Source organism: Variovorax sp. AC103 (assembly GCF_979254005.1).
In genome coordinates, this window is sequence record NZ_CEEDFC010000022.1 from 107,602 (window position 1) to 124,336 (window position 16,735).

Annotated in this window: 19 protein-coding genes and 1 tRNA gene; 9 read left to right on the plus strand and 11 right to left on the minus strand. The window is 67.6% G+C overall.

Annotation, left to right across the window (positions count from 1 at the left end):
* The first annotated feature begins 2 nt into the window (after positions 1-2).
* Positions 3-920, plus strand: coding sequence for a hypothetical protein (locus AC0IYU_RS26885; protein WP_472123294.1), 918 nt, complete (start codon positions 3-5; stop codon positions 918-920).
* 15 nt (positions 921-935) lie between these two features.
* Here AC0IYU_RS26885 and AC0IYU_RS26890 read toward each other — a convergent pair whose 3' ends face one another.
* From AC0IYU_RS26890 to AC0IYU_RS26900, 3 genes are all read right to left on the minus strand, one after another.
* Positions 936-1,949 (minus strand): phosphotransferase enzyme family protein, encoded by a 1,014-nt coding sequence (locus AC0IYU_RS26890; RefSeq protein ID WP_472123297.1) that lies wholly within the window; start codon positions 1,947-1,949, stop codon positions 936-938.
* Positions 1,950-2,114: 165 nt separating this feature from the next.
* Positions 2,115-2,339: a hypothetical protein gene (locus AC0IYU_RS26895; RefSeq protein ID WP_472123299.1), complete on the minus strand. Its 225-nt coding sequence runs from the start codon at positions 2,337-2,339 to the stop codon at positions 2,115-2,117.
* A gap of 104 nt (positions 2,340-2,443) precedes the next feature.
* A complete protein-coding gene (locus tag AC0IYU_RS26900) occupies positions 2,444-3,721 on the minus strand; it encodes an SGNH/GDSL hydrolase family protein (protein WP_472123301.1) in 1,278 nt (425 codons plus the stop codon).
* Between the two features lie 110 nt (positions 3,722-3,831).
* Between AC0IYU_RS26900 and AC0IYU_RS26905 the strand changes: the two genes are divergently transcribed.
* Positions 3,832-4,731 carry a LysR family transcriptional regulator gene (locus AC0IYU_RS26905; RefSeq protein WP_472123304.1) on the plus strand — a complete coding sequence of 300 codons (900 nt, stop codon included), beginning with the start codon at positions 3,832-3,834 and terminating at the stop codon, positions 4,729-4,731.
* Positions 4,732-4,744: 13 nt separating this feature from the next.
* Here the strand turns inward: AC0IYU_RS26905 and AC0IYU_RS26910 are convergent, their stop codons facing one another.
* From AC0IYU_RS26910 to AC0IYU_RS26930, 5 genes are all read right to left on the minus strand, one after another.
* Positions 4,745-5,368 (minus strand): hypothetical protein, encoded by a 624-nt coding sequence (locus AC0IYU_RS26910; protein ID WP_472123307.1) that lies wholly within the window; start codon positions 5,366-5,368, stop codon positions 4,745-4,747.
* Between the two features lie 31 nt (positions 5,369-5,399).
* Positions 5,400-5,684, minus strand: a complete 285-nt coding sequence (locus tag AC0IYU_RS26915; protein ID WP_435435719.1) for a hypothetical protein — start codon at positions 5,682-5,684, stop codon at positions 5,400-5,402.
* Positions 5,685-5,758: 74 nt separating this feature from the next.
* A tRNA-Gly gene (locus tag AC0IYU_RS26920) sits at positions 5,759-5,832 on the minus strand.
* A gap of 144 nt (positions 5,833-5,976) precedes the next feature.
* On the minus strand, positions 5,977-6,354 hold the full coding sequence (locus AC0IYU_RS26925; protein WP_472123310.1) for a hypothetical protein: 378 nt from the start codon (positions 6,352-6,354) through the stop codon (positions 5,977-5,979).
* Positions 6,355-6,431: 77 nt separating this feature from the next.
* A complete protein-coding gene (locus tag AC0IYU_RS26930) occupies positions 6,432-6,815 on the minus strand; it encodes a hypothetical protein (RefSeq protein WP_472123312.1) in 384 nt (127 codons plus the stop codon).
* 150 nt (positions 6,816-6,965) lie between these two features.
* Between AC0IYU_RS26930 and AC0IYU_RS26935 the strand changes: the two genes are divergently transcribed.
* Together AC0IYU_RS26935 and AC0IYU_RS26940 are read left to right on the plus strand one after the other, a co-directional pair.
* The gene (locus tag AC0IYU_RS26935) at positions 6,966-7,196 is read left to right on the plus strand and encodes a hypothetical protein (protein WP_435483468.1); all 231 of its coding nucleotides are present in this window, start codon (positions 6,966-6,968) and stop codon (positions 7,194-7,196) included.
* A gap of 118 nt (positions 7,197-7,314) precedes the next feature.
* Positions 7,315-7,674 (plus strand): hypothetical protein, encoded by a 360-nt coding sequence (locus tag AC0IYU_RS26940; RefSeq protein ID WP_472123315.1) that lies wholly within the window; start codon positions 7,315-7,317, stop codon positions 7,672-7,674.
* 418 nt (positions 7,675-8,092) lie between these two features.
* Here AC0IYU_RS26940 and AC0IYU_RS26945 read toward each other — a convergent pair whose 3' ends face one another.
* Both AC0IYU_RS26945 and AC0IYU_RS26950 read right to left on the minus strand, forming a co-directional pair.
* Positions 8,093-8,410, minus strand: coding sequence for a hypothetical protein (locus tag AC0IYU_RS26945; RefSeq protein ID WP_472123318.1), 318 nt, complete (start codon positions 8,408-8,410; stop codon positions 8,093-8,095).
* A 224-nt stretch (positions 8,411-8,634) separates the two neighbouring features.
* On the minus strand, positions 8,635-9,459 hold the full coding sequence (locus tag AC0IYU_RS26950; RefSeq protein WP_472123320.1) for a ferritin-like domain-containing protein: 825 nt from the start codon (positions 9,457-9,459) through the stop codon (positions 8,635-8,637).
* 253 nt (positions 9,460-9,712) lie between these two features.
* Here AC0IYU_RS26950 and alaS point away from each other — a divergent pair, with 253 nt between their 5' ends.
* The 3 genes from alaS to AC0IYU_RS26965 all read left to right on the plus strand — a co-directional run bounded on the left by alaS (position 9,713) and on the right by AC0IYU_RS26965 (position 14,733).
* The gene (gene alaS / locus AC0IYU_RS26955; protein ID WP_472123322.1) at positions 9,713-12,337 is read left to right on the plus strand and encodes an alanine--tRNA ligase; all 2,625 of its coding nucleotides are present in this window, start codon (positions 9,713-9,715) and stop codon (positions 12,335-12,337) included.
* Positions 12,338-12,395: 58 nt separating this feature from the next.
* Complete coding sequence (locus AC0IYU_RS26960; RefSeq protein ID WP_472123324.1) at positions 12,396-13,412, plus strand: 2-dehydropantoate 2-reductase; 1,017 nt, start codon at positions 12,396-12,398, stop codon at positions 13,410-13,412.
* A 61-nt stretch (positions 13,413-13,473) separates the two neighbouring features.
* Positions 13,474-14,733, plus strand: coding sequence for a D-amino acid dehydrogenase (locus tag AC0IYU_RS26965; protein ID WP_472123326.1), 1,260 nt, complete (start codon positions 13,474-13,476; stop codon positions 14,731-14,733).
* A gap of 42 nt (positions 14,734-14,775) precedes the next feature.
* Here the strand turns inward: AC0IYU_RS26965 and AC0IYU_RS26970 are convergent, their stop codons facing one another.
* A complete protein-coding gene (locus AC0IYU_RS26970; protein WP_472123328.1) occupies positions 14,776-15,531 on the minus strand; it encodes a transporter substrate-binding domain-containing protein in 756 nt (251 codons plus the stop codon).
* A 162-nt stretch (positions 15,532-15,693) separates the two neighbouring features.
* On the opposite strand from AC0IYU_RS26970, the gene AC0IYU_RS26975 reads away from it, so the two are divergent.
* Both AC0IYU_RS26975 and AC0IYU_RS26980 read left to right on the plus strand, forming a co-directional pair.
* Positions 15,694-16,110 carry a response regulator gene (locus AC0IYU_RS26975; RefSeq protein ID WP_472123330.1) on the plus strand — a complete coding sequence of 139 codons (417 nt, stop codon included), beginning with the start codon at positions 15,694-15,696 and terminating at the stop codon, positions 16,108-16,110.
* Entirely contained in the window at positions 16,107-16,727 is a 621-nt protein-coding gene (locus AC0IYU_RS26980; protein ID WP_472123332.1) for a biliverdin-producing heme oxygenase, read from the plus strand. The genes AC0IYU_RS26975 and AC0IYU_RS26980 overlap by 4 nt, the downstream gene beginning before the upstream one ends.
* The last annotated feature ends 8 nt before the right edge of the window (positions 16,728-16,735 follow it).

Below are 16,735 nucleotides of genomic sequence, written 5' to 3' on the forward strand. Positions count from 1 at the left end.
ACATGTCCGAACTCCTGCTTGAACCCCCTGTCGCCACGCCGATCGGACCGCCGCCGCCGGCGCCCGATGTGCCCAACCCCGTGCAGCCGCCCCCCATGCCGCCGCCCGAGGGCGATCCGCCGCCGGCAGTGCCGCCTTTCACCGACCCCGGCTTTCCGTCTCCGGTGGTGGACCCGCCGCCGCCGCTGCAGAGGGCCGCCCCCGAGGTGCCGTTCGGCAAGCTGCATGCGCGGCGCCTGCGCGAGATCTACCGCTCGGCTGGCTGGCCGTGCTGCGACGCCATCGAGGTCGAGCTGCTCGCGGGCGGCTACCTGGCGCGCGTGCGCACCGTGCACGGCCACGAAACGCTGCGCGTGACCGATGCCGGCATCGCACGCATCGCCACCACGCTCACCCTGAACCGCGCTGCGTTGTCGCCGCACGAGGCGCTGGTGGAGCGCGTGGCGCGTGAGATGACGCGCGGCGGGCGCATCGCATGGCGCGGCCTCGGCCTGCGCGCCCGGCTGCCGGCGCTGGAAGAGGGCGGCAAGGCGCGCTGGTGCATCGCGCGGCCCGACGTGTTCTCCATCCGCAACACCAGCGTCGAGGCCTATGCGCATCCCATCGTCCATGAAGTGAAGGTGAGCCGCGCCGACCTGCTGGGCGATCTGCGCAAGCCCGACAAGCGCGCGGCCTACCTCGACCTGGGCGGCGAGTGCTGGTACGTGCTGGGCAACGACGCCAAGGGGCGATGCATCGCCACGCCCGAGGAGGTGCCGGCGGAATGCGGCGTGATGGTGCTTGAAGGAGATCGCCTGGTGGTGGCGCGCGCCGCGGTGCATCGCGCGTTCGACCGCATTCCGTTCGCGGTGTGGCTGGCGCTGGCCAAGGCGCAGCCCATCGCCGGCTTCGAGGACGACGCGCAGGACATGCTGATCTGACGCGCGTGCGGCGGCTCAGGTCACGGCGTCGTAGCTGCGGTGCGCGATGGCGACGACGTTGTCCGGCAGGAACTGGCTCGTCATCCGGCGCAGGCCCTCTTCACGGTCTTGCGCACTGGCCGCAGCGTCGAACATCTGGTCGCAGATCTCGAGGATGTCCTGGGTGATCCGCTCGTAGCGGTAGTAGGCCAGCGCCACGGCGTCGATGTTCGCTGCGCCGTAGCCTTCGTAGAACAGCGCTTCCTGCGCCGGCTGGTTCCACACGTGGCCTGCACCGCCGCCGATGAACATCAGGTCGCGTTCTTTCGGCGCGAGCATGAGCTTGTGCCAGCCGACGATCGACAGGCGCCCGCCGTCGCCCACGAGCACGTTGCCTGCATGAAGGCGGGCGTGGCACGGCACCAGCTGCGGTGGGCGTTCCAGCAGGATGGAGGCGAGCTGCTCGCTGCGGTAGACGATGGTGTCGATCTCTTCGGCGTGCGCTTCCCAGAACGCGAAGAAACGCTCGACGATGTCGTCGCCGGTCACGCCGTTGATGAACCGGCGCTGGTAGCGCCGAACGCCTTCGCGCCAGTGGTGGGCGTAGCGTTCCCTGGGGAGGCTCGCCGACAGCGCCTCGGGCAATGCCGTGCGGTGGATGGCACCCAGTGCGGCACCGAGCGCCCGCCACTGCGTGTCCGTCAATGCGCGCGCCAAGCCGTTGGGGCCGTCGAAGAACGGGTACAGCGCCCAGCCGAAGCCTTCGCTTTGCACGCTCGGCTGCGCGTGCGTTGTCGGCAACGGCGCCATCACGGCCTCGATGCCTTTCTCGTGATGAAGAAAGGCCGGCACCCTGACGACCGATGGATCGAAACCGTCGCGGCGCAGCTTGAGGAAGTACGCGTTGCCGTCATCGGCATCGACGCGAAAGGCGGCTGAATTCACGTCGGCGCCGAGCGGCAGGAACCGGGCATTTGTGTTGTTCAGCCCGTATACCTTGGACAGGCATTGCCGGATGGATTCGTGCGAGAGGTCTGGGGGCGTGAGCATGTGTTTGCACCCGACCGAGCAAAGACGGGTCAATGAAAGACCCGCAACCATAGCGCGACTCCCCAGTGCGCCCTGTAAGACGTCAGCACCTCGTGCCGCACGTGCGGCCATGGATGCGAGCAGACGAGGGCAAAGCCGGTCGACATGCGGCGGAGCTCGGGCAGTTCAAGCACCCGGCGGCCACCAGCTCTCGGCCGTCGTGCGTATCACGCGCGTAGCCTGAACGCGCACATCGTTTCCGTCATGCAAGTCGCCGGGGCCCGTCTCGCGGGCCACCTTGAAAGGCCAGGTCGAGAGGCGACCCGTGCGCGAACGCGTCTGCAACTGCTGCAGGCGGGAAAAGAAAAGCGCCTGCGCCGGGGCGGACGCAGGCGGGTTGGCGGTGGTCATGGTGTCGCCTCGGTGGTGTTCTTGGAGACGACCAATTTTAAGGAAATACTGTATTTATGTACAGTATTTTCACAGTCTCAAACCACGGGCGGGTCCGACCGGTCTCAGGGCTGGACCGGCGCGCCGAGCAGGGCCTCCAGGTCGATGGCCGCGGCCATTGCCCTGTAGCCCGCATCGCCCGGATGCAGGTGGTCGCCCGAGTCCATCGCCGCCTTCATGCGCGACGGCTGCGCCGGGTCGCGCAGCAGCGCGTCGAAATCGACCACCGCATCGAACGCGCCGCTTTCGCGGATCCAGCGGTTCACGGCCTGGCGCACCTTGTCCTTCTCCGGCGAATAGTGACCTTCGAGCGGCGTGCCTTCCAGCGCACGCTCGTTCGGCGGGATGGTGGCGCCCATGATGCGCACGTGGTGGGTGTGCGCCATCTCGATCAACGCGCGAAAGCCCTGGATCAGTTCGTCGGCGCGCACCGCGGGTTCGCCCGGCGCGAACGGGCCGCCCGGCCAGCCGATGTCGTTGGTGCCCAGCATCACGACCATGGCACGCACGCCGGGTTGTGCGAACACATCGCGGCCGGCGCGCTCCAGGCCGGCGCGGCCCATGCCGTCCTTCAGCAGGCGGCCGCCCGAGATGCCGGCGTTCAGCACCGCCACGTGGCGGCCCGCCAGGCGCTCGGCCAGCGCGTCGGGCCAGCGGGTGTTGGCGCCCGGCGTCGAACCGTTGCCGTCGGTCAGCGAATCGCCGAGGGCGACGACGGTGGCTGGCGGCGTGGACGTTTCCACGATCAGGCCGCTGACGTAGACGCGCGTGCTCCAGGGCGTGGCCGCCGCAGGCATGCGCTGCGCAGCCGTGAGGTCGCCATCGGCCACGTAGGCGATCTGGCGTGCGTCGAAATGAAAGCCAGCGGGCTGGCTGGGCTGCGGCAGGTAGAGCGACACGGCGACTTCGCCGAGCGCGGGAACGGCGATGTCGACCGGGTCGCTGACCAGCCGCGCGCCGGGCGAGACGGTCGCCTCGGCTTGCCCGCCGAAGCGCAGCGGCCGGTCGCTGCCTTCGACGATGGCCGAACCGCCGGCATGCCTTGCCACCCGTGCTGCGCCGATGTGCAGCGGCGCCGTGCCGCCTTCGTTGCTGATCACCACGCGCAAGCGCGGGCCGCCGATGCTCAGGCGTGCCACCTGGCGCACGGTCTGCCGGTTGAACTGGAAGGGCAGGCCCAAGGGCAGCACGAAGTCGCCGTGCCAGAGCGGCTGCGTGCTGGCCATCCAGCTGGGGCTCCAGTGCGTGGCCACCGGTGGGGCCGCCGACGCGACGGCTGCGCCTGCCAAGGTGAGCGCGAGGGCGCCGTGGCGAAGGATCGATGTGAATGAGGGTGCCGTCATGGAAGATGTCCTTGAGAGAAGTTGAAGCCAGGCCTCGACTTTCTTTCATGCCCATCTGGATGGGTAGACGGCAGAATGGCATCCGGACCATTCCATATTCGAATACATCCATGGATACCTTGCGCGCCCTCGAAGCCTTCGTCCACAGCGTGGAATTGGGCAGCCTGTCGGGCGCGGCCCGCGCGCTCGGCACCACGCAGCCCACGGTCAGCAAGCTGGTGGCGGGGCTGGAACGCTCGCTGGGCGTGCGGCTGCTGCGGCGCACCGCGGCGGGGCTGAGCCTGACGCAGGAGGGGCAGCGCTTTCACGAACGTGCGCAGCGCGTGCTCGAGGACTACGGCGACGCGGTGTCCGATGCGCGCGAAGGCCTCCAGCAGCCGCGCGGCCTGCTGCGCACGAGTGCCCCGGTCACCATGGGCCAGCGGCACCTCAACGCGATGGCGGTGGAGTTCCTGGCGCTGTACCCCGACATCGAACTGGAACTGGTGCTGGACGACCGCTTCGTCGATCCGCGGGAAGAGCGCATCGACGTGTCGCTGCGCGTGGGCGGTGTGCTGCCGCCCGACCTGGTCGCGCGCCACCTCGGCACCTGGCCGCGTGTGCTGGTCGCCTCGCCGGCCTACGTCGCGGCACGCGGCAAGCCGTGCAAGCCGCAGGACCTGCCGGCGCACGACTACCTGCGCTATGCGCCGGGAGACGACGGCGTGCTGCTGCAGGGGCCCGAAGGCGCGGTCAGCGTGCCGGTGCGCAGCCGCTACCGCGTGAACAACGCCGTGGCGATGCTGGACAGCGTGCTCGCCGGCGCCGGCATTTCATTGCAGCCCACGTGGATGGTGGCAGACCTGCTCGCGCAGGGCCGCCTGGTGCGCGTGCTGCCGCGCCACACCGGCCCGGTGCAGGAGGTGCACCTGCTGTATGCCGCGCGCCGCCACCAGCCGCTGCGGGTGCGTGTGTGGGTGGACTTTCTGGCGCAGCGGGTGGCCAGGCTGCCGGGTGCCGCGCGCAAGTAGGGGCGAGCGGCTCTCAGGTGTTGCGCAGTTCGCGCGTGCCGGCGGGGGTGTCGGGGCCGGTGCGCAGGCTGCGCTCGATGAACTCGCGCGCAACGGCATCCACGTTGGCCGGTGCCGGCGCGTTGAAGGACATGCGGTACTTCAGCAGCCTGCCGCCGCGCGCCGTGAGGTAGGTGAAAGAGTCGTAGACCTTGCCGTCCCGGGCGTTCGTCAGCCGGAAGGAAATCGAGCGGAAAGCCAGGCCGTCGATGCGTACGTCTCGCGTGGCGCCGATCTTCGCGCTGGCGTACACGCCTTGCGCGGCGGCCCGCTGGACCTCGGCGAGGGTGCTCTTGAAGTGCTCGTCGAACTGCGCGTCGTCCACGCCCGGGCGCCAGTCGGTGCGCTTCATGTCGTACACGTAGACGTCGACCCAGCCGACGCTGCTCTCGAAGCGATGGCTGCGCCCCAGGCCGGCGTTCAGCGCCTCGTAGGACCGGGTGCCCGCATAGCGCCATTGCACGCCTGTGGGCACGGCGGTTGCCGGTTCGTGCGCCGCGTCGGTGCGGGCTTTTGGCGAACTGCCGGGTGAGGTGCCCGGTGCCGTGGCGCATGCGCACAGCAGGGTGCACAGAAGCAGGGCGTACAGCAGTTTCATGGCCGGCTCCGGAGGGGCGGGAACGAGAGCGTCAGTCGATGCGGATCTCGAAGTACGCCTCGTCGGCTTCGCCGAGCGCGCGGAAGCCCGCTGTCTTGGCTGCGTCGTAGGACTTGGCCCAGGTGGCGGCGAGCGCGATTTCGTCCTTGGTCAGTTCGTCCGCGCTCGATTCGCTGGCGTTCTCGAACGCCTTCAGCGCGGGCTCGACGTTCTCGCCCAGCAGCTTGTCGAGTTCGCGGCGGAAACGCGATTCCGCAGAGGCGATGACATCGGCCGGCGCGTCGGGGAAATCGATCAGTTTGACGGTGTAGCTCATGGCCGCATGCTACGTGATCGGGGGGCGGGAACGAGGCTGCTTGCGCTCTGGAAAGGAGCCTTGCGCAGGCTTGTTGGAGCGGGTGAAGGGAATCGAACCCTCGTATGAAGCTTGGGAAGCTGCCGTTCTACCATTGAACTACACCCGCATTGTCCTGCTCGTCGTGTGCGACGAGTGGCTGCCTGTCGGCCACATGCCTGCGAACGACGACAGCGGGGGAGTATAGAGCGGTGCGAGCGCCGAAGACCGCGCGCAGTGCCTTTTCGTGTCGACACCGCAACCGGTACACGGCCTATACCTGCCTGGTGGGCGGTTCCAGCTCCGCGCGCAGCGCGTTGCGCTGGTCGAGCACATTGGCCAGGTTCTCGTGGAAGAGATCCACATTCGGCATCCTGAAACCGAGCCAGCCCAGGCCCGGGTGGCGCAGGTTCAGGATCAGGCCGCCATCGGGCTGCATCGACCATTGCCACGCAGGTCCATCGACCTGTGGCGCGCTTTTGATGACCACTGGCAGCGTGTCCGGGAAGGCTGGCTCCATCGTCTTTCGGGTCTCCGCCAGAACGCGGATCAGCCGGTCGAAGGCCTCCGCAGGCTGCAGGGCGCCAGTGGTGGACCAACTGGCAAAGTCGGTGCCGTTTTCGTGGGTCATCTCTACATTCATGAGCTTCATGCCCAGTTCCTTTCAAGAGCGTTCTGCTCGGTCGGCGGAACGATTCTGCGCGCCGTTCCCGGTGCGGTGCCGGGTGTTCAGCAATGCCCGTCGTCTTCCGGCAGTTGATACATCCCGATGCTCGTCTTGCGCCCGGACTGCCTTGTCGACAGGTCCAGCCATGCGAGGCCGACCTCGATGCGCACGCTCGGCGATCCGGCGTTGGCCTGGGCGGCGTCGACCACGACGGTGAAACCGTGTTCGCGCAATTGCTCGATGGCCGCCGCATTCGGCGCGGCATCGCGAAATACGATGCGGTTTGCCAGCCGGTGCGCGTGGAAGAACGCCTCATAGCCAACGCCCGGAAGGGTCTTGGCGACGTCGTTCCATTTCAGAATCAGCCGTGCGCTCTCGGGCCACGGCTGGACCGCCAGCGTCTTGAGCGCTGCAACGACCCGCTCGATCTCTCTTGCGCCTGACATCTCCGCCTCGTTTGGTTTTCGGGATGGTAGCTCGCAGCGATGGCGAGTACGACACCTGTCCGCAGACTTATGACATTCCAGCAATCATTGTTAATACTTGTGATTTAGTTCCTGGGGCTAAGGCGCCTCGGAAACTATGCTGGCCTCATCATGCGAGCGCCTTCCTGTCTCCTCGAACTCCCCGATGGCTGGTCGGCGGACTTCGAAATCATGCGAACGGTCCATGGCTCGTATGCAGGCATCGCCAAGCTCAGTCTTGGGGGCGTTCAGAAATGCGCGCTGGTGATCACGCAACAGCTGACGTGGGACGGTGCCTTCGAGCGCGCGTGCGTTCGTGCCGCCCACTTCGTCAAGGAATGGATCGCCAGCCCACGCGAGTGACCGGCACGCCGCGGCGATGTGACATCTGGGAACGTTCTTCACCGAAGCGATGTGAGCGGCGGCGCAGGTCGGGGCGTTGTCATTCCATCGGGGTCCTTCCCGCACTTCTGGAGACGACGTGTCCTTTCATCGAAACACTCTCAAAATTGCCGTGGCGGGCCTGATGGTTGCCGGTGCGCTTTCCGCGGCCACCGCCGCCAACGCAGGCACGAGCTGGTCCATTGGCGTCAACGTTCCCGGCCTCGTGGTGAGCGAGCCGGCGCCGGTGTACTACGAGCCGGCGCCTGTCTATTCCCCGCCGGCGCCCGTCTACTACCAGCCGCCGCCGGTGCGCTACCGGCCGCCCGCAGTCTATGAGCCGGCGCCCGTCTACTACGAGCGCGCCCCTCGATGGGATCGCGAGGAGCATCGTGAATGGCGCCGCCGGGAGTGGGAGCGGCGCGAGCACTATCGCCGCTACCAGGAGGGCCGCGACTGAGCGGACCGTCACGGTTCCTTGGGCAGTCGACGGGCAAAAAAATACCCGCCGGAGCGGGTTCGAGGAGCCCATGTGGGCGCTCTAAGAGAAACAGAGAGCTCTTCTTTTGTGCGGCCCTGTTGCGTGACAGCATCTGCATGTTCGACGAGTACCCGGGGCCCGTCTGTCGGTTAGAAACAGTCAGTGGCCGTAGGACACGCCTAGAAACGTGAACTATTTGGCAGTTCTTACGGGCCCGTGTTCGGCATGGATTCCCTGACGCCCAATTCGCAATCTGGAAGTGTCGGCCCTGTCCGACAAGGTTCTGCTTCCTGAAGCCCTAGATTTTGCGAACTCGCCTGGATGTGCGAGTTCTCTGTGTGTGACAGCACTCAAGAGGTTCACAACCCAGCCCGGCGCTGGGTTTTTTTTGGACGCGTCACTTGAGCAACTCGAACTGGAACGCCGTCGTTTGCGGCTTGCTCAGCAGCGGGGCGGTCAGCCCGGTCGCGTGTTCCCACGCCTCCCGCCACGCACGTGCGTGGGCTTTCTGTGTTTCGGTCAAGGCATCGGTGCCGGACTCGAGCTGACTGGTCCACGCCCGGTAGCACCTGATCACCCGGGACGGTGCGCCGATGTGCTCCTCGAGCAGTCTCAGGAAAGTGAATCGCACCTCCATCAGGTCGCGAATGGAGAGGTCGGAACCGTCCAGTCGTATGGTGTAGGGTTGCTCGCGCTTGGCTGTGTTTTCGAACATCGGACTTGCGTGCAAGAAGGCTGCGAGCCAACTTGCCAGGAGCGCGGTGCCGCTCTTCCGAAGGTCTCAAGCCTCGCCTCTAGAAAGGGGTGAGCGACAGATACTAGCGAGGCCTTCGTTGCCAAAATCGGGACGGCTGTCCCGGTTTGTCACTTCTTCAGCCCGGGTTTGTGAATCTGCGGCGTACGTTGTATGCGTTGCCCGCCCCCTCCCGTGCGGGCAGGTCAGCGCAGAAACACGTGCTGCATGAACTGCCGGATCGGGTACTGGATGACCGTTTGCACCCTTGCAGGCAGTTCCAGCGGCCGCATCAGCATCTTGAGCGTGGTGCCGGCGCTCAGGTTCGTGCGGATGGTGCTGTTCATGCGCGCGCTCAATGCCTGCACATAGGCCGTGTCGCTGGCCCGTTCGGGCGAGCGCGCCTGCACCACGTGCCGGATGGCGCAGTCCGCGTCCTCGCTCTTGAGTTCGAGCGTGCGCCGGCCGATGGTGCCGAAGACGCGGAACCGGCTCAGCCGTTCCTGCTCGCGGTAGCGGCGGAAGAAGCGATAGAAGTGCTTGTAGTGATTGACCTCGTCGGTCGCGATGCGCGTCGCCAGGTCTTGCAGCACCGGCTCGTCGGTACTGCGCGCCATGGCGCGGTAGTAGGTGGCGGTGCCCGTCTCGACCACGCAGCGCGCGGTCATCTCAAGGGCGCGGGTGGGGCCGAGCAGCTCGACCTTGCAGTAGGTCGCGTACTCCTTCAGGAAGCCCTGGTACGCGGTGTCCCATTCGAACTCGGGCCACACGTGGCGCACGTAGGCGCGCAGGGCCTTGCCGTGCTGCAGCTCTTCGAGTTCCCAGTGGTTCGACAGCCAGTCGGTCACTTCGTCGTCGCCGCGGAAGAAATCGACCAGGTTCTGGGTATAGAGGTCGGAGCCGCTCTCTATGAAGGAGGCGGAGGTCACCAGGTAGAAGAGGTTCTCGTCCGGGCGGACCTTGTCGAGCGCAATGCGCGAAAAATCGAGGTCTTCGATCTGCCAGTGTTGTTCCGCCTCTTGGCTTGCCATGCGAGCTCCTTGATTCTTTGTGTCCGTACAAGTACGGATGGCGCAGACCGCTTTTGGTTCTCGTTTTTTGCGCCGGGTCACATATTAGCCGCGCCGCCGCGAACCCGGAGTTTGCCCCCGGCGGGCGCGGGCGTCATGGCCAAACCTATAATCGTTTGTTCAAGCAAATCAAGCAGTTAGGCCGGTTCGCCGCAGTGGGTTCGACACAGGGTCGCCATCGCCGGGCCGCCCTCGACAGAAGACGAATCCAAAGATGAGCCAGCCCACATTCACGGTCGCGGACATCCGCAAGACCTTTCTCGATTTCTTCGCTTCCAAGGGCCACACCGTCGTGGCCTCGAGCTCGCTGGTGCCGGGCAACGACCCGACGCTCATGTTCACGAACTCGGGCATGGTCCAGTTCAAGGACGTGTTCCTCGGCGAAGACAAGCGCAACTACGTGCGTGCGGCCTCGGTCCAGGCCTGCCTGCGCGCGGGGGGCAAGCACAACGACCTCGAGAACGTGGGCTACACGGCGCGCCACCACACCTTCTTCGAGATGCTGGGCAACTGGAGCTTCGGCGACTACTTCAAGCGCGAATCGCTCACCTGGGCGTACGAGCTGCTGACCCAGGTCTACAAGCTGCCGGCCGACAAGCTCTGGGCCACCGTCTACATCGAGGACGACGAGGCCTACGACATCTGGACCAAGGACATCGGCCTGCCGCCCGAGCGCGTGGTGCGCATCGGCGACAACAAGGGCGGACGCTACATGTCCGACAACTTCTGGATGATGGCCGACACCGGCCCGTGCGGCCCGTGCTCCGAGATCTTCTTCGACCACGGCCCCGAGATCCCCGGCGGCCCGCCCGGCAGCCCCGACGAAGACGGCGATCGCTACATCGAGATCTGGAACAACGTGTTCATGCAGTTCGACATGCAGCCAGACGGCTCGGTCAAGAAGCTGCCCGCACCCTGCGTGGACACCGGCATGGGCCTGGAGCGCCTGGCCGCGATCCTGCAGCACGTGCACAGCAACTACGAAATCGACATCTTCGATGCGCTCATCAAGGCCGCGGCGCGCGAGACCGGCGAGAAAGACCTGTCGAACAATTCGCTGCGCGTGATTGCCGACCACATCCGCGCCACCTCCTTCCTGGTGGCCGACGGCGTGATCCCCTCCAACGAGGGCCGCGGCTACGTGCAGCGCCGCATCGTTCGCCGCGCCATCCGCCATGGCTACAAGCTGGGCCAGAAGAAACCCTTCTTCCACAAGCTGGTGCCCGACCTCGTGAAGCTGATGGGCGACGCGTACCCGAAGCTGGTGGCCGATGAAAAGCGCATCACCGACACCCTGAAGGCCGAGGAAGAGCGCTTCTTCGAAACGCTGGCCAACGGCATGGAGATCCTCGATGCGGCGCTGGCCGGCGACGCGAAGACGCTGCCGGGCGACGTGGCCTTCAAGCTGCACGACACCTACGGCTTTCCGCTCGACCTGTCGGCCGACGTGTGCCGCGAGCGCGGCGTGAGCGTGGACGAGGCCGGCTTCAACGCCGCCATGGAAAAGCAGAAGGCCGCGGGCCGTGCGGCCGGCAAGTTCAAGATGGACCGCAACGTCGAATACGCCGGCGCGGGCAACACCTTCACCGGCTACGAGCACCTCGAGGAAAACGCCAAGGTCGTGGCGCTGTACGTCGACGGCGCGGCCGTGCAGGAGCTGAAAGAAGGCCAGCCCGGCATCGTCGTGCTGGACACCACGCCGTTCTATTCCGAGAGCGGCGGCCAGGTCGGCGACCAGGGCGTGCTCGTTGCCGAAGGCGTGCAGTTCGGCGTGGACGACACGCAGAAGATCAAGGCCGACGTGTTCGGCCACCACGGCACGCAGACGCAGGGCACGCTGAAGGTGGGCGACGCGGTCAAGGCCGCGGTCGACATCGAGCGCCGCAACGCCACCATGCGCAACCACTCGGTCACCCACCTGATGCACAAGGCCCTGCGCGAAGTGCTGGGCGACCACGTGCAGCAGAAGGGCTCGCTGGTCGATGCCGACAAGACGCGCTTCGACTTCGCGCACAACGCCGCCGTCTCGCACGCGCAGATCCTCGAGATCGAGAAGCGCGTGAACGCCGAGGTACTGGCCAACGCGCCGACCCAGGCCCGCGTGATGGACATGGAGTCGGCCCAGAAGACCGGCGCCATGATGCTGTTCGGCGAGAAGTACGGCGAGAGCGTGCGCGTGCTGGACATCGGCTCCAGCCGCGAACTGTGCGGCGGCACCCACGTGAGCCGCACCGGCGACATCGGCCTGTTCAAGATCGTGAGCGAAGGCGGCGTGGCCGCCGGCGTGCGCCGCATCGAGGCCGTCACGGGCGCCAATGCGCTGTCGTACCTGCAGGACCTCGAATCGACCGTGCACAGCGTGGCCGCCACGCTGCGCACGCCGGCCGCGGAACTGCAAGGCCGCCTCACGCAGGTGCTGGACCAGGTGAAGGCGCTCGAGCGCGAAGTGGGTGCGCTCAAGGGCAAGCTCGCGTCGTCCAAGGGTGACGAGCTGGTGTCGCAGGCGGTGGACGTCAAGGGCCTGAAGTTGCTGGTCGCCAAGCTCGACGGCGCCGACGCCAAGACGCTGCGCGACACCATGGACAAGCTCAAGGACAAGCTGAAGACGGCCGTCATCGTGCTGGCCGCCGCCGACGGCGACAAGGTGCAGATCGCAGCCGGCGTCACGGCCGACAGCACCGGCAAGGTCAAGGCCGGCGAGCTGGTCAACTTCGTGGCCCAGCAGGTCGGCGGCAAGGGTGGCGGCAAGGCCGACATGGCCATGGCCGGCGGCACCCACGCGGCAGGCCTGGCGGCCGCGCTGCAGTCGGTGCAGGCCTGGGTCGAAGAGCGCGCCTGACGCCACACCCGACGGCCCCACCGCGCACGCGCCCACGCACACACGCACCACGCACTTCATGCAAGAAGACATCCCCGGTGAAGTGCTTGTGATGGGGGCCGGCACCATCGGGTGCTTCATCGGTGGCCGCCTCGCGGCGGCCGGTGTGCCTGTCACGTTCGTCGGCCGCCCGCGCGTGCTCGACAAGCTCGCTGCGCACGGCATGACGCTCACCGACATGGATGGCGCAAAACACACGCTTCCTGCGGCAGGCCTGCAGTTGAGCGAACAGGTGCCGCCCGGCGCGCGGCCTGCCCTGGTGCTGCTGTGCGTGAAGAGCGGCGCCACGGCCGAGGCCGCGGGCGAGCTGGCTTTTTCGCTGCCCGCGGGCACCACGGTGGTCTCGCTGCAGAACGGCATTTCCAACTGCGCCGCCGCGTCGCAGACCGGCCCCTCGCTCAACGTGCGTGCCGGCATGGTCCCGTACAACGTCGCCGAGATCGGCCCCGGCGCCTTTCACCGCGGAACCCCGGGGCGCCTGGCAGCGGAAGACGACGCGGCGTTGCACCCCTGGCTTGCGGTGTTCGCGCGTGCCGGCGTGCCGCTCGACCTGCATCCCGACCTGCTGCCGGTGCAGTGGGGCAAGCTGATGCTCAACCTCAACAACCCGGTCAACGCGCTCTCGGGCCTGCCGCTGCGCGACGAGCTCATGCAGCGCGGCTACCGCCGCTGCTTTGCGTCGCTGATCGACGAGGCGTTGAGCATCCTCAACGTGGCGGGCATTGCGCCCGCGCAGGTGGCCGCGGTGCCGGCGCGCCGCCTGCCGGGCGTGCTGCGCCTGCCCGACTGGCTGTTTCGCATCGTCGCGGCCCGCATGCTGCGCATCGACGTCAAGGCGCGTTCCAGCATGGCCGACGACCTGGCGCTGGGCCGTCGCACCGAGATCGATTCGCTCAGCGGCGAGGTCGTGCGGCTCGCCCAGGAGCACGGCCTGAGCGCGCCGCGCAATGCGCGCATGGTCGCCTTGCTCGAGGCCTGGCCGAAACAGCCGAAGCGCTGGACGGCACGGCAATTGCAGGATGCGCTCGGCCTCTAGCGCCTGAGCCCTGTACCCTCGGCTGCTTCGCGCTGGACGGCGGCTTCAAAGGGTTGATCTCATGCAGGTTCTGATTCTCGGCAGCGGTGTCATCGGCACCTCGGTGGCTTACTACCTGGCGCGCGCCGGGCACGAGGTGACGGTGCTGGAGCGCCAGCCGGCGCCCGCGCTCGAAACCAGCTTCGGCAACGCGGGCGAGGTCTCGCCCGGCTACTCGGCGCCCTGGGCCGGGCCCGGGGTGCCGGTCAAGGCCATCAAGTGGATGCTCATGCAGCACAGCCCGCTGGTCATCAAGCCCATGCTCGACCCCGCCATGTGGCGCTGGGGCCTGTCGATGCTGCGCAACTGCACGCAGGCGCGCTACGAGGTCAACAAGGGCCGCATGGTGCGGCTCGCCGAGTACAGCCGCGACTGCCTGAAGGCCTTGCGCGCAGACACCGGCATCGCCTACGACGAGCGCATGCAGGGCACGCTGCAGCTGTTTCGCACGCAGCAGCAGCTCGAGGGCACGGCCAAGGACATCGAGGTGCTCCAGGCCTCCGGCGTGCCCTACCAGGCGCTCGACCGCGAAGGCTGCGTCCAGTACGAGCCCGCGCTCGCGGGCGTGAAGCACAAGTTCGTCGGAGGCCTGCGCCTGCCGGGCGACGAGACCGGCGACTGCTTCAAGTTCACGCAGGCGCTGGCCAGGCTGGCCGAGGCCGAGGGCGTGACTTTCAAATTCGGCGTGACCGTCCAGGCCATCGAACACGATGCCGCCAAGGGCGTGACCGCGGTGCGCACCGACCAGGGCAACTTCACCGCCGAGCGCTATGTTGTCGCGCTCGGCAGCTATTCGCCCGCGCTGATCAAGCCGCTGGGCATCGACCTGCCGGTGTACCCGGTGAAGGGCTTCTCGATCACCGTGCCCATCACCGATGCGAGTGGCGCCCCCGAATCGACCGTGATGGACGAAACCTTCAAGGTGGCCGTCACGCGCCTGGGCGACCGCATCCGCGTGGGCGGCACCGCGCAGCTCTCGGGCTTCGACCTGCGGCTGGACGCCGGCCGGCGCGATACGCTCGAACACGTGGTGACCGACCTGTTCCCCCGGGGCGGCAACGTGCGCGACGCTTCTTTCTGGACCGGCCTGCGCCCCATGACGCCCGACGGCACGCCGGTCATCGGCGCGACCCGCATTCCCAACCTGATGCTGAGCACCGGCCATGGCACGCTCGGCTGGACGATGGCCGCGGGCACCGGCCGCGTGATGGCCGACATGGTGTCGGGCAGGGCGCCCGAGATCGACATGGAAGGGCTCACCGTCGCGCGCTACGGCGGCTGAAGCCGACATCGACCACAGCGGCACCTCGACGGGGTTGCAGCGTCAGGAAGAAGCCGGCGCGACAACCGCCCCCTCGATGCGGTGGCGTTTCAACGCCTCGGCGACGAAGCCGCTGGCCTTCATCTCCTCGACAAAGGCCGCCAGGAATGCCTGCGCCTCCTCGCCCCGGCTGGCCGGCGTGCCCATGGCCTGCTGGATCACCATGAAGCGCCCAGGCAGCACGCGCACGCCGGGTGCGCGCCGTGCCTCGCCTTCGAGCAGCTGGCGAATGCCCGCCGCCACCTCGACCTCGCCGGAACGCAACGCCGCCAGCGCCGGCCCCGCGCCCTGCAGCCGGACGATGTCGGCCGCCTTGATCTCGCGCGTCAGGAACAGGTCGTAGGCACTGCCCGCGCCGACCGAGATGCGGTGGCCCGTTGCATCGACCTGCGCGTTGTCCGTCAGCGCCGACGAGTCCGTCACCAGGTAGCTGCCTTCGATCAGCACGTAGGGCGCGGTGAACAGAAGCCCTTCGCTGCGCGCCGGGTCGATGGCGAAGAAGCCGATGTCGGCCTTCTCGTTCTTCACGGCGTCGACCGACGCGGCGGCCTTTTCGAACACCACCAGCTCGACGTCCACGCCCAGCCGCCGTGCGAACTCTCGCGCCAGGTCGATCGACACGCCGACCGGCTCGCCGGTGGCGGCGTCCTTGTTGGCCAGGATCGGGTTGCCCAGGTTGATCGAGGCGCGCAGCGTGCCGCCGGGCGCGAAAGCAGCGAGGAGGGCGGGGGAAATCAGGGTTGGCTGAGGCTGTGTCATGGCGTTCCACAAGGGGATGGCAGAGGGAGACAAGGAGCGGCCGGCCAGTTTACGGCGACAGCCCTTCCTTGTTTCCTACCGGATGTAGGGAAGCGCGCTCACCGGCCCGGCGACGGTTTCGCGTAGGCTCGTACGATCCGCAAATAGAACTTGCCTGCAGCCGTGCCGCTTTCCACTTTTCTCGTCGAAGACAACGCCCACATCCGCCAGACCCTGATTGCCGCCATGGAGGACGAAGTCGACGTTCACCTGATCGGTACCGCCACCACGGAGGCGGAAGCCGTCGCCTGGCTGGACGAGAACGCCGGCGCGTGGGACCTGCTGGTGGTCGACCTGTTCCTGCAGGAAGGCTCGGGCCTGGGCATCGTCAAGCGCAGCGGCAAATGCCGCCCCGGCCAGCGCGTGGTGGTGCTGACCAACTACGCCACCGGCGAAATCTCCGACTGGGCACGAGAGCTCGGTGCGGACGCGGTCTTCGACAAGGCAGCCGAACTCGACGGTTTTTTTGCCCTGTGCGCCACCCTGGAAGCTGAATCACGGACGCGCGGCGGCAAGCCCCTGGAGGCGATCGGGCCATGAGTGTGGCCGGTCCCGCCCCTTCGGTGGCCGAGGTGCTGCGCCCGCTGCGCACCGCGACCCATGCGCTGCACGAGGCCCTCGATGCCCGTTTGCCGATCGCCCGCGAAGACGCCTCGCTGGCCGACTACGCCGCCCACCTGCGCGCGCTGCGCCCCTGGCTCGAATCGGTGCGCCAGGCGCTGGCCGTGTCGGGCGACCCCGGCCTGGACCGGGTGGCCCGGCGCACCGAGCACCGCCTGGCCGCGCTCGCGCTCGACCTGGAGGACGCCGGCCCCGCACCGAGCCTGCTGCCCGGCGAGGACGCCGCACCGGCCGATGCCCAGCTGCTTGCCGGCCCCGCACGCGACCCCGCCTTCGCCTGGGGGCTGGCCTATGTGCTCGAAGGCTCGCAACTGGGCGGTGCGTCCATGTTCAAGCGGCTCGGCCCGCGGCTGGCACCGCACCCGATGCGCTATTTCCAGCCGGTCGATGCCCCCGAGGGCCTGCCCGCGCAGTGGAGGGACTTTGTCGCCGAGCTGGCCGCGGCATTGCGCGACCCGGCCGCCGTGGCCGAGGCCCAGCGCGGGGCGGTGGCCGGTTTCCAAACCCTGATGCCGCGCTTCGGGCTGACGGCCTGAAGCCGTGG

Bases quoted from the DNA above. Each gene is read 5' to 3' on its own strand.
- AC0IYU_RS26885 (WP_472123294.1), top strand. From the start codon at position 3: ATGTCCGAACTCCTGCTTGAACCCCCTGTCGCCACGCCGATCGGACCG.
- AC0IYU_RS26890 (WP_472123297.1), bottom strand. From the start codon at position 1,949: ATGCTCACGCCCCCAGACCTCTCGCACGAATCCATCCGGCAATGCCTG.
- AC0IYU_RS26895 (WP_472123299.1), bottom strand. From the start codon at position 2,339: ATGACCACCGCCAACCCGCCTGCGTCCGCCCCGGCGCAGGCGCTTTTC.
- AC0IYU_RS26900 (WP_472123301.1), bottom strand. From the start codon at position 3,721: ATGACGGCACCCTCATTCACATCGATCCTTCGCCACGGCGCCCTCGCG.
- AC0IYU_RS26905 (WP_472123304.1), top strand. From the start codon at position 3,832: ATGGATACCTTGCGCGCCCTCGAAGCCTTCGTCCACAGCGTGGAATTG.
- AC0IYU_RS26910 (WP_472123307.1), bottom strand. From the start codon at position 5,368: ATGAAACTGCTGTACGCCCTGCTTCTGTGCACCCTGCTGTGCGCATGC.
- AC0IYU_RS26915 (WP_435435719.1), bottom strand. From the start codon at position 5,684: ATGAGCTACACCGTCAAACTGATCGATTTCCCCGACGCGCCGGCCGAT.
- AC0IYU_RS26925 (WP_472123310.1), bottom strand. From the start codon at position 6,354: ATGAAGCTCATGAATGTAGAGATGACCCACGAAAACGGCACCGACTTT.
- AC0IYU_RS26930 (WP_472123312.1), bottom strand. From the start codon at position 6,815: ATGTCAGGCGCAAGAGAGATCGAGCGGGTCGTTGCAGCGCTCAAGACG.
- AC0IYU_RS26935 (WP_435483468.1), top strand. From the start codon at position 6,966: ATGCGAGCGCCTTCCTGTCTCCTCGAACTCCCCGATGGCTGGTCGGCG.
- AC0IYU_RS26945 (WP_472123318.1), bottom strand. From the start codon at position 8,410: ATGTTCGAAAACACAGCCAAGCGCGAGCAACCCTACACCATACGACTG.
- AC0IYU_RS26950 (WP_472123320.1), bottom strand. From the start codon at position 9,459: ATGGCAAGCCAAGAGGCGGAACAACACTGGCAGATCGAAGACCTCGAT.
- alaS (WP_472123322.1), top strand. From the start codon at position 9,713: ATGAGCCAGCCCACATTCACGGTCGCGGACATCCGCAAGACCTTTCTC.
- AC0IYU_RS26960 (WP_472123324.1), top strand. From the start codon at position 12,396: ATGCAAGAAGACATCCCCGGTGAAGTGCTTGTGATGGGGGCCGGCACC.
- AC0IYU_RS26965 (WP_472123326.1), top strand. From the start codon at position 13,474: ATGCAGGTTCTGATTCTCGGCAGCGGTGTCATCGGCACCTCGGTGGCT.
- AC0IYU_RS26970 (WP_472123328.1), bottom strand. From the start codon at position 15,531: ATGACACAGCCTCAGCCAACCCTGATTTCCCCCGCCCTCCTCGCTGCT.
- AC0IYU_RS26980 (WP_472123332.1), top strand. From the start codon at position 16,107: ATGAGTGTGGCCGGTCCCGCCCCTTCGGTGGCCGAGGTGCTGCGCCCG.